A 569-nucleotide genomic window follows, 5' to 3' on the forward strand; every position below is an offset into this window, starting at 1 on the left:
ACTCCGCCACGAGGTCGTAGTAGCGGCGCAGCCCGTCCTCCCCGGCCTCCACGAGCGCTGGCGCGTCGCCGAAGCGGGCGGCGAGCGCCGTGAAGACGGCCGGGTCGCCGCGGCGGGCGGCGAGCCGCACGGCCTGCTCCTCGAGCGCCTCGCGCACCTCGTAGAGCTCGTCGACGCCCACGGCCGAGACCGCCGTGACCACGAGGCCGCGGCCCGGCAGCGGCGCGAGGAGACCGTCGGTGAGCAGCCGCGCGAAGGCCTCGCGGACGGGCGTGCGCGAGACGCCGAGGCGCACGCTCTGCTCGACCTCCGCGAGGACCGCGCCGGGCGCCAGGACACCGTCCAGGACGTCGGCGCGCAGCCGGGCGTAGGCCCGCTCGCTCGCGCGCACAGCCCCGCCCTTCGCCGTCGAGAGGGTCTCTGCATGCACAGCACCCCGGATCGCCGCCGATCTTCGCACGGCGCTGCCGGGGTGGCCAGGGTTGTGCATGCACAGGAGGTGAACGGCGGGGGCCGGTGCGGTCGACCGCGGGCGCCGGGCATGATTCCGGCGGTGAGCACCCGCGACC

Annotated in this window: 1 protein-coding gene; it reads right to left on the bottom strand. The window is 77.0% G+C overall.

Annotated elements, in window-relative coordinates; all coding sequences use genetic code 11:
• The coding region (locus GTR02_RS22085) for a GntR family transcriptional regulator (RefSeq protein WP_338073988.1) at positions 1-430 on the bottom strand (430 nt) is incomplete at its 3' end.
• Positions 431-569: the final 139 nt, after the last annotated feature.

The sequence above is a fragment of the Kineococcus siccus genome (genome assembly GCF_009906795.1).
Lineage (GTDB): Bacteria > Actinomycetota > Actinomycetes > Actinomycetales > Kineococcaceae > Kineococcus > Kineococcus siccus.